Source organism: Rhodopseudomonas sp. (assembly GCF_048594845.1).
Taxonomy (GTDB): domain Bacteria; phylum Pseudomonadota; class Alphaproteobacteria; order Rhizobiales; family Xanthobacteraceae; genus Rhodopseudomonas.
In genome coordinates this window covers 1-7,069 of record NZ_JBMDXE010000100.1, presented here as the reverse complement: position 1 = coordinate 7,069, position 7,069 = coordinate 1, and the positions used below count along the sequence as shown (strand labels likewise).

The 7,069-nt window shown below is 65.4% G+C and carries 6 protein-coding genes; 1 reads left to right on the top strand and 5 read right to left on the bottom strand.

From position 1 onward, the window contains the following. The coding region (locus ACOJTD_RS05755; protein WP_420131970.1) for a leucyl aminopeptidase family protein at nucleotides 1–1,123 on the bottom strand (1,123 nt) is incomplete at its 3' end. A gap of 110 nt (nucleotides 1,124–1,233) precedes the next feature. Between ACOJTD_RS05755 and ACOJTD_RS05750 the strand changes: the two genes are divergently transcribed. Next, complete coding sequence (locus tag ACOJTD_RS05750; RefSeq protein ID WP_420131969.1) at nucleotides 1,234–2,022, top strand: tetratricopeptide repeat protein; 789 nt, start codon at nucleotides 1,234–1,236, stop codon at nucleotides 2,020–2,022. Between the two features lie 244 nt (nucleotides 2,023–2,266). On the opposite strand, the gene ACOJTD_RS05745 is transcribed toward ACOJTD_RS05750, so the two are convergent. From ACOJTD_RS05745 to ACOJTD_RS05730, 4 genes are read right to left on the bottom strand one after another with little or no spacing between them, the layout of a single operon-like run. Further along, nucleotides 2,267–3,241, bottom strand: coding sequence for a type II secretion system F family protein (locus ACOJTD_RS05745; protein WP_420131968.1), 975 nt, complete (start codon nucleotides 3,239–3,241; stop codon nucleotides 2,267–2,269). An 11-nt stretch (nucleotides 3,242–3,252) separates the two neighbouring features. Continuing rightward, nucleotides 3,253–4,227: a type II secretion system F family protein gene (locus tag ACOJTD_RS05740; protein ID WP_420131967.1), complete on the bottom strand. Its 975-nt coding sequence runs from the start codon at nucleotides 4,225–4,227 to the stop codon at nucleotides 3,253–3,255. 14 nt (nucleotides 4,228–4,241) lie between these two features. Then, complete coding sequence (locus tag ACOJTD_RS05735; protein WP_420131966.1) at nucleotides 4,242–5,678, bottom strand: CpaF family protein; 1,437 nt, start codon at nucleotides 5,676–5,678, stop codon at nucleotides 4,242–4,244. Nucleotides 5,679–5,697: 19 nt separating this feature from the next. After that, a complete protein-coding gene (locus ACOJTD_RS05730; protein ID WP_420131965.1) occupies nucleotides 5,698–6,975 on the bottom strand; it encodes an AAA family ATPase in 1,278 nt (425 codons plus the stop codon). Between the last annotated feature and the right edge of the window lie 94 nt (nucleotides 6,976–7,069).

Below are 7,069 nucleotides of genomic sequence, written 5' to 3'. Positions count from 1 at the left end.
GCGGGTCGTTTTCGGCCTTGGCGTAGCGCGCCACATCGAGCGCCAGCGCTTCGTCGTTGGTGTAGTAGGGCGGCAGGTCCGGCCCGAGCGCGACGCGCGCGGCGCCGGTCAGCGTGCCGAGGTCGATCAGCAGGTCGGGCGCTTCCTCGTCGGCGAGCGCCAGGGCATCGGCCAGCACGAGGCGGCCCTCGGCGTCGGTGTTCCCGATCTCGACCGTCGGCCCCTTGCGCGACGGAAAGATATCGAGCGGCCGCATCGCGTTGCCGGCGACAGAGTTTTCGACCGCCGGGATCAGCACGCGCAGCCGCACCTTGAGCTTCGCGTCCATGATCATCGACGCCAGCGCCAGCACGTTCGCGGCGCCGCCCATGTCCTTCTTCATGATCAGCATCGCGCTCGATGGCTTCAGGTCGAGTCCGCCGGTGTCGAAACACACTCCCTTGCCGACCAGTGTCACCTTCGGATGCGCCGGATCGCCCCAGGTGAAGTCGATCAGCCGCGGCGCGCGCGTCGCTGCCATGCCGACTGCATGGATCAGCGGAAAATTCTGGGCCACCAGATCGTCGCCGACGATGCAACTGAACGCGGCGCCGAAACGCTGCGCCAGAACCTGCGCAGCCTCAGCCAGTTCGGCCGGGCCCATGTCGTTCGACGGCGTGTTAATCAGGTCGCGCGCCAGCGTCGCGGCCGTCACGATGCGTTCGATCGCCGCGACGTCGACGCCCTGGGGCGGCACGAGCTTCCCGGCCGGCGGCTCTGCCTTGCGATAGCGGCCGAATTTGTACGCGCCGTGCGCGAAGGCGAGCGCCGCAAGGCGGGCATCGTGTGGCGCGTTGGCGAAGCGATAGGTCCCGGCCGGCAGCAGCGCAGGCAACTGCCCAACGCGGAACGGATCGTTGGCGCGCGCATCCGCCTCGTCGAGCCCGAACAGCGCGTGGCCGATATCGCCCTCCGGCGTCGGCAAGGCGAGAAATTGTCCCGCCTTGCCCGTGTAGCCATGCGCGCGGGCGAAGCGCTGCGCGGCTGGCGGCAGTGCGGCACACAATTCGTCCCATCCGGACCTGGTGACGAAAGAGATCGGAATTGCGGTGGGTTCCGGAGCGGTGGCGAACAGCGAGGACATGCGCGGTCTTTCGTAAGGGCAGAGAAGGCGTGGATTAACCCGACATTAGGGTTAACGGTCTATTGCTGGCTTGAACTTCGATCATTCAGGTCGGTCGTGAGTAAGTTGCCATGCATCAGCTCTCTTGTCTTGCCCGGTTTCTCGCGTCCGCGGCCTTGACCACGGTCCTGGCGACGGCTCTCGCCGGCTGTCAGACCACTGCCATGTCGGGCATCACCGGCGCTCTCAATTCGCGCGCCGAGTCTCCGGCAGATCCGAGCCGCACGGCCGAAATCGCCGGCGAACGTTATCGGTCCAATCCGAAGGATCCTGGAGCCGCGGTGGCCTATGGCCAGGCGTTGCGCGCGATCGGTCAGCGCGCACAGGCGGTGGCGATGCTGGAGCGGGCAACGCTCGCCAATCCCGGCAACAAGACAGTGCTCGCGGCCTACGGCCGTGCGCTGGCCGACAACGGCAATTTCAGCGCGGCGTTCGATGCACTCTCCAACGCGCACAGCCCGGACAATCCGGATTGGCGGATCTTGTCGGTGCAGGGCACCGTGCTCGACCAGATGGGGCGGAGCGAGGAAGCGCGCCGCTACTACGCGAGCGCGCTGCGGCTCGCACCCAACGAGCCGTCAGTGCTGTCCAACCTGGGCATGTCCTACGTACTCACCAAGGATCTGCCCAAAGCCGAAGACACGCTTCGGCAGGCCTCTGCCAGCGGCCGCGCCGATCCACGGGTCCGGCAGAACCTGGCGCTGGTGATCGGTCTGCAGGGGCGCTACGCCGAGGCTGAGAATATCGTGCGCGCCGACCTGCCGGCCGAGGAGGCCGCGGCGAACGTGGCCTATCTGAAGCAGATGCTTGACGGCAAGGCCGATCCGCGACGGGGCGGCGTGCTCGCCTCCGGCGAATAGGGACGGATCGTGCGATCTCGCCGCGGCTAAGAGTCTGCTGTTGGGTGCCGGCGTGCGCGAGACGAGATCACTTCCAGTCGCTTAGTTTGCGATCACCGCTAGTGTAGCCGGGCTGCTCTCGGGCACCTCATTTTCTTTGTTACGTCGGACTTAAACGCGAATGCCCGGCGCAAGGCCGGGCATGATTCAGTCTTTCCGTGTGATCAAGGTTCGAACGGTTTGCGGTCGAGGTCCGCCGCTCCTCTTACTGCATCGCTGCGACCTTGATGCCGGTCGGGCCGAGGATCACCACGAACAGCACCGGCAGGAAGAACAGGATCATCGGCACCGTCAGCTTCGGCGGCAGCGCTGCGGCCTTCTTCTCGGCCTCGTTCATGCGCATGTCGCGGTTTTCCTGGGCCATCACCCGTAGGCTTTGACTGAGCGGCGTGCCGTAACGTTCCGCCTGCTGCAGCGCCAGACAGACCGACTTGACGCCCTCGAGACCGGTGCGCGCCGCGAGATTTTCATAGGCCTGTTTGCGATCGGGCAAATAGGACAGTTCGGCCGTGGTCAGCGTGAACTCCTCGGCGAGCGGCACCGATTGCGTTCCGATTTCGATCGAGACCTTGCGGAACGCCGCCTCGATCGACATGCCGGACTCGATGCAGATCAGCAGCAGGTCGAGCGCGTCTGGAAAGGCGCGCCGGATCGAGAGCTGGCGCTTCGAGATCGCGTTCTTGATGAACAGCATCGGGGCCTGCATGCCGAGAAACACCGCGCCTAGGCAGATGCCCAGTTTGACGGGCGTCGACTGGTCGAGATTCGTCAGCAGGAAAATATAGATCGCGGCGGCGACACCGCTGGCGATGGGCATCACCATGCGGAAGAACAGGAAGGTGACGTAGGGCGCCTGACCCCGATAGCCGGCCATTACCAGCTTGTCGCGCGCGGTCTCTTGCGCCACCCATTTGCCGAGGTTCAGATCCTCGACGACCTTAGCGACGAACTGCTTGGGCGCCTGGCGGAGCGAGACGCGCTCTGCGTTTGCCAGGCGGTCACGCTCGCGCTGACGGATCCGTTCGCGCTCGCTGCCCACCGCCTTCATGCGCTTGGTCAGCGTTTCGCCGGCGAACAGCGGCATCACCAACGTGTAGACCGTGGCGCTGGCCGCAATCGCGGCCAGCAGCATCGTCATGAAATGCCGGTCGTGAAACTTCTCAACGAGAAGATCGATCATGGGTCACCTCGTCAGAAGTCGAAATTGATCATCTTCTTCATCACCAGGATGCCCGCGGTCATCCACACGACGCAGCCGGCCAGCATCAGACGGCCTGTCGGATGCGTCCACAGCAGCGAGATGTAGTCGGGCGTCGACAGATAGACCAGGAACATCACGATCGGCGGCAGCGAGCCGATAATCGCCGCGGAAGCTTTCGCTTCCATCGACATCGCCTGGATCTTTTCGGCCATCCGCTTTCGGTCGCGCAGCACCTTCGACAGGTTGCCGAGCGCTTCGGAGAGATTGCCGCCGGATTTCTGCTGGATCGAGATCACGATGCCGAAGAAGTTCGCTTCCGGCAGCGGCATGCGATCGTACAAGCGGGCGCAGGCGTCGCCGAGCGGCATGCCGATCGCCTGGGTTTCGATGATCGCGTTGAACTCGCTCTTCAGCGGCTCCGGCGCGTCCGCCGCCACAACCTTGATGGACTCGAACAGCGGCAGCCCGGCCTTGATGCCGCGCACGATGACGTCGACGGCGTCGGGCAGGGCGGTGAGAAACTTCTTTTCGCGACGCCTCTTGAGGAAACCGAGCGTCCAGCGCGGCAGGCCGAAGCCGCCGGCGAAGGCGAGCGCGGAGGCGGCGAGCAGGCCGCCATCGAACAGCATCACCAGCGCGAACATGGTCGCGCCGAGGCCGACCGAGACCGTGATGAACTTCTTCGGAGTCCAGTCGACGCCGGCCTGGGTCAGCCGGGTGCTCAGCGCGACGTTCTTCTGCTTCTGGTTGCGGGCTTCGATCTCGCGTAGCGATCCTTCGATCTGCTCGCGCCGCGAACGCTGCGTCTTGTCGACCTGCCGCACCGCCGGAGTCGTGCGCGCGATGGAGGAGCGGCGCTTTTCGGCCTGCTTCTCGCCGGACAACAGTGGATACAGAAAGACCCACGCGAGCCCGCCGACCGCGAGCGCTGCGAAGAAGAACAGGGCGAGCGTTTGCATTGGCATCGGGCCGCTTCCTGTCAGACGTTGCTGGCGACTTCGGCAGCGTCGAGCGCCGCAGCCAGCCGCTTTTCCTCGCCGTAGTAACGCGCGCGTTCCCAGAACTTCGGCCGCCCGATCCCGGTGGAGCGATGACGGCCGATGATGTGGCCGTTCGCGTCCTCCCCGATCAGATCGTAGACGAACAGGTCCTGGGTGATGATCGTGTCGCCCTCCATGCCCATCACCTCGGTGATGTGCGTGATACGGCGCGAGCCGTCGCGCAGGCGCGCGGCCTGGATGATGACATCGATCGAGGCGCAGATCATCTCGCGGATGGTGCGCGACGGCAGCGAGAAACCGCCCATCGTGATCATCGACTCACAGCGCGACAGCGCCTCGCGCGGATTGTTGGCGTGTAGCGTGCCCATCGAGCCGTCGTGGCCGGTGTTCATGGCCTGCAGCAGGTCGAACGCCTCCGGTCCGCGGACTTCGCCGACGATGATCCGCTCGGGACGCATACGCAGACAGTTGCGCACCAGCTCGCGCATCGTCACCTGGCCTTCACCCTCGATGTTCGGCGGGCGGGTTTCAAGGCGGACCACGTGCGGCTGCTGCAGCTGCAATTCGGCCGCGTCCTCGCAGGTGATGATGCGTTCGTCGTCGTCGATGTAGTTGGTCAGGCAGTTCAGCAGCGTGGTTTTGCCGGAGCCAGTGCCGCCCGAGATCAACACGTTGCAGCGACTGCGGCCGATGATCTGCAGGATCTCCGCGCCTTCGGGCGTGATCGCGCCGAATTTGACGAGCTGATCGAGCGTCAGCTTGTCCTTCTTGAATTTGCGGATGGTGAGGGCGGGGCCGTCGATCGCCAGCGGTGGCACGATGGCGTTGACGCGAGAGCCGTCGGCGAGGCGAGCGTCGCAGATCGGCGAGGATTCGTCGACACGCCGTCCGACCTGGCTGACGATGCGCTGACAGATGTTGAGCAGCTGCTGATTGTCGCGGAAGCGGATGCCGGTGCGCTGGATGCGGCCCGCGACTTCGATGTAGACCGTCCCGGCGCCGTTCACCATGATGTCGGAGATGTCGTCGCGCGACAGCAGCGGCTCGAGCGGGCCATAGCCCAGCACGTCGTTGCAGATGTCGTCGAGCAGTTCCTCCTGCTCGGCGATCGACATCACGATGTTCTTGATCGCGATGATTTCGTTGACGATGTCGCGGATTTCCTCGCGCGCCGATTCGCCATCGAGCTTGGCAAGCTGCGCCAGATCGATCGCCTCGATCAGTGCGCCGAAAATCGTCGCCTTGACCTGGTAGTAGGTGTCGGAGCGTCGGGTTTCGACCGGAGGGGCGCTACGCGCTGGGGCGAGCGGCGGCGACGAAACCGGGGGCGCTTCCGCGCGCGCAATCGGTTCCGGAGCCAGGCTCACCGGCTTCGCTCGCACCTCCTGATCTGCACTGCTACGCTTACCAAACACGAGAACACTCCAGTGGGCGTTACTTCGCCCGCAGCTTCTCCAGGATCGGCGACAGGAAGCCGCCCTTCGGTTTCTTGGCTTCGCCGCGCCCCGTCAGCCGCTGCGCGATCTGGAGGAACATGTCGGTGACCTTGTGGCTCGCCGCGATCTCGGCGATCATCTGACCGTTATTGGACGCCGCGCCGAACATCTGCGGGTCGAACGGGATGGTGACGATCGGCTGGCTTTCGATCGCCTTGGCGAACTCGCCGGCGTTGATCTCGGGGCGCTTCGGCACGCCGACCTGGTTGAGGCAGTACAGCGGCGGTCTGTCGTTCGGGCGTGCGGCGCGCAGCAGGTCGTACAGGTTCTTGGTGTTGCGCAGATTGGCGAGATCAGGTGCCGCGACGATCAGGATGTCGTCGGCGTTGATCAGCGCGCGCTTGGTCCAGCCCGTCCACTGATGCGGCACATCGAGCACGATGCAAGGCATCGTCGAGCGCAGCGTATCGAAGATCGAGTCGAAGGCCTCGCTGCCGAAATCATAGACCCGCTCCAGCGTCGCCGGCGCCGCCAACAGACTGAGATGGTCGGTGCATTTCGACAGCAGCCGGTCCACGAAGGCGGTATCGACCCGGTCGGGCGCGAACACGGCCTCGGCGATGCCCTGCGGCGGATCCTGATTGTAGTCGAGGCCCGCGGTGCCGAAGGCGAGATCGAGATCGGCGACGACGGAATCCAGCGCCAGATCGCGGGCGATCGCCCAGGCGACGTTGTGCGCAATGGTCGAGGCGCCGACGCCGCCCTTGGCGCCGACCACCGCGATGATGCGGCCGACCGCCTTGGCCTCGGGCGCGGAGAACAGATTGCAAATCGAACGCACAACGTCGATCGGCGCCACGGGGGCGATCGCGTAGTCGCTGACGCCGCGGCGGACGAGTTCGCGATACAGCGTGACGTCGTTGACCTTGCCGATGACGATGACGCGGGTGCCCGGGTCGCAGACCGTGGCGAGCTGATCGAGCCCGGCCAGCACGTCGCTGCGCGGATCCGTCTCCAGAATGATGACGTTCGGCGTGGGCGCCGACCGATAGGCTTCGATCGCCGCCGCCATGCCGCCCATCTGGATCTTCAGATGGGCCTTGGCGAGCCGCCGGTCTTCGCCGGCGGCCTGCACCGCCGCGGCGGTCTCGACCGACTCGCAGAAGGCCTGCACCGACACCCGGGGAGCCGGCGCGATGTGCTCGTCCGACGCTGAGGTGGACGCGGGCGTTTCGGCGCCGGACTCGTCCTGATTCTGGCGTGCGTAGCTGATCATGGTCCGACGTTACTCAGTTGTGCCTTGTCGGTCGCTTGCGGCTTGGTGGTCCGATAGGTCTCGAAGGTGGTGGCGCGGCGCGCGGTGTAGGGCG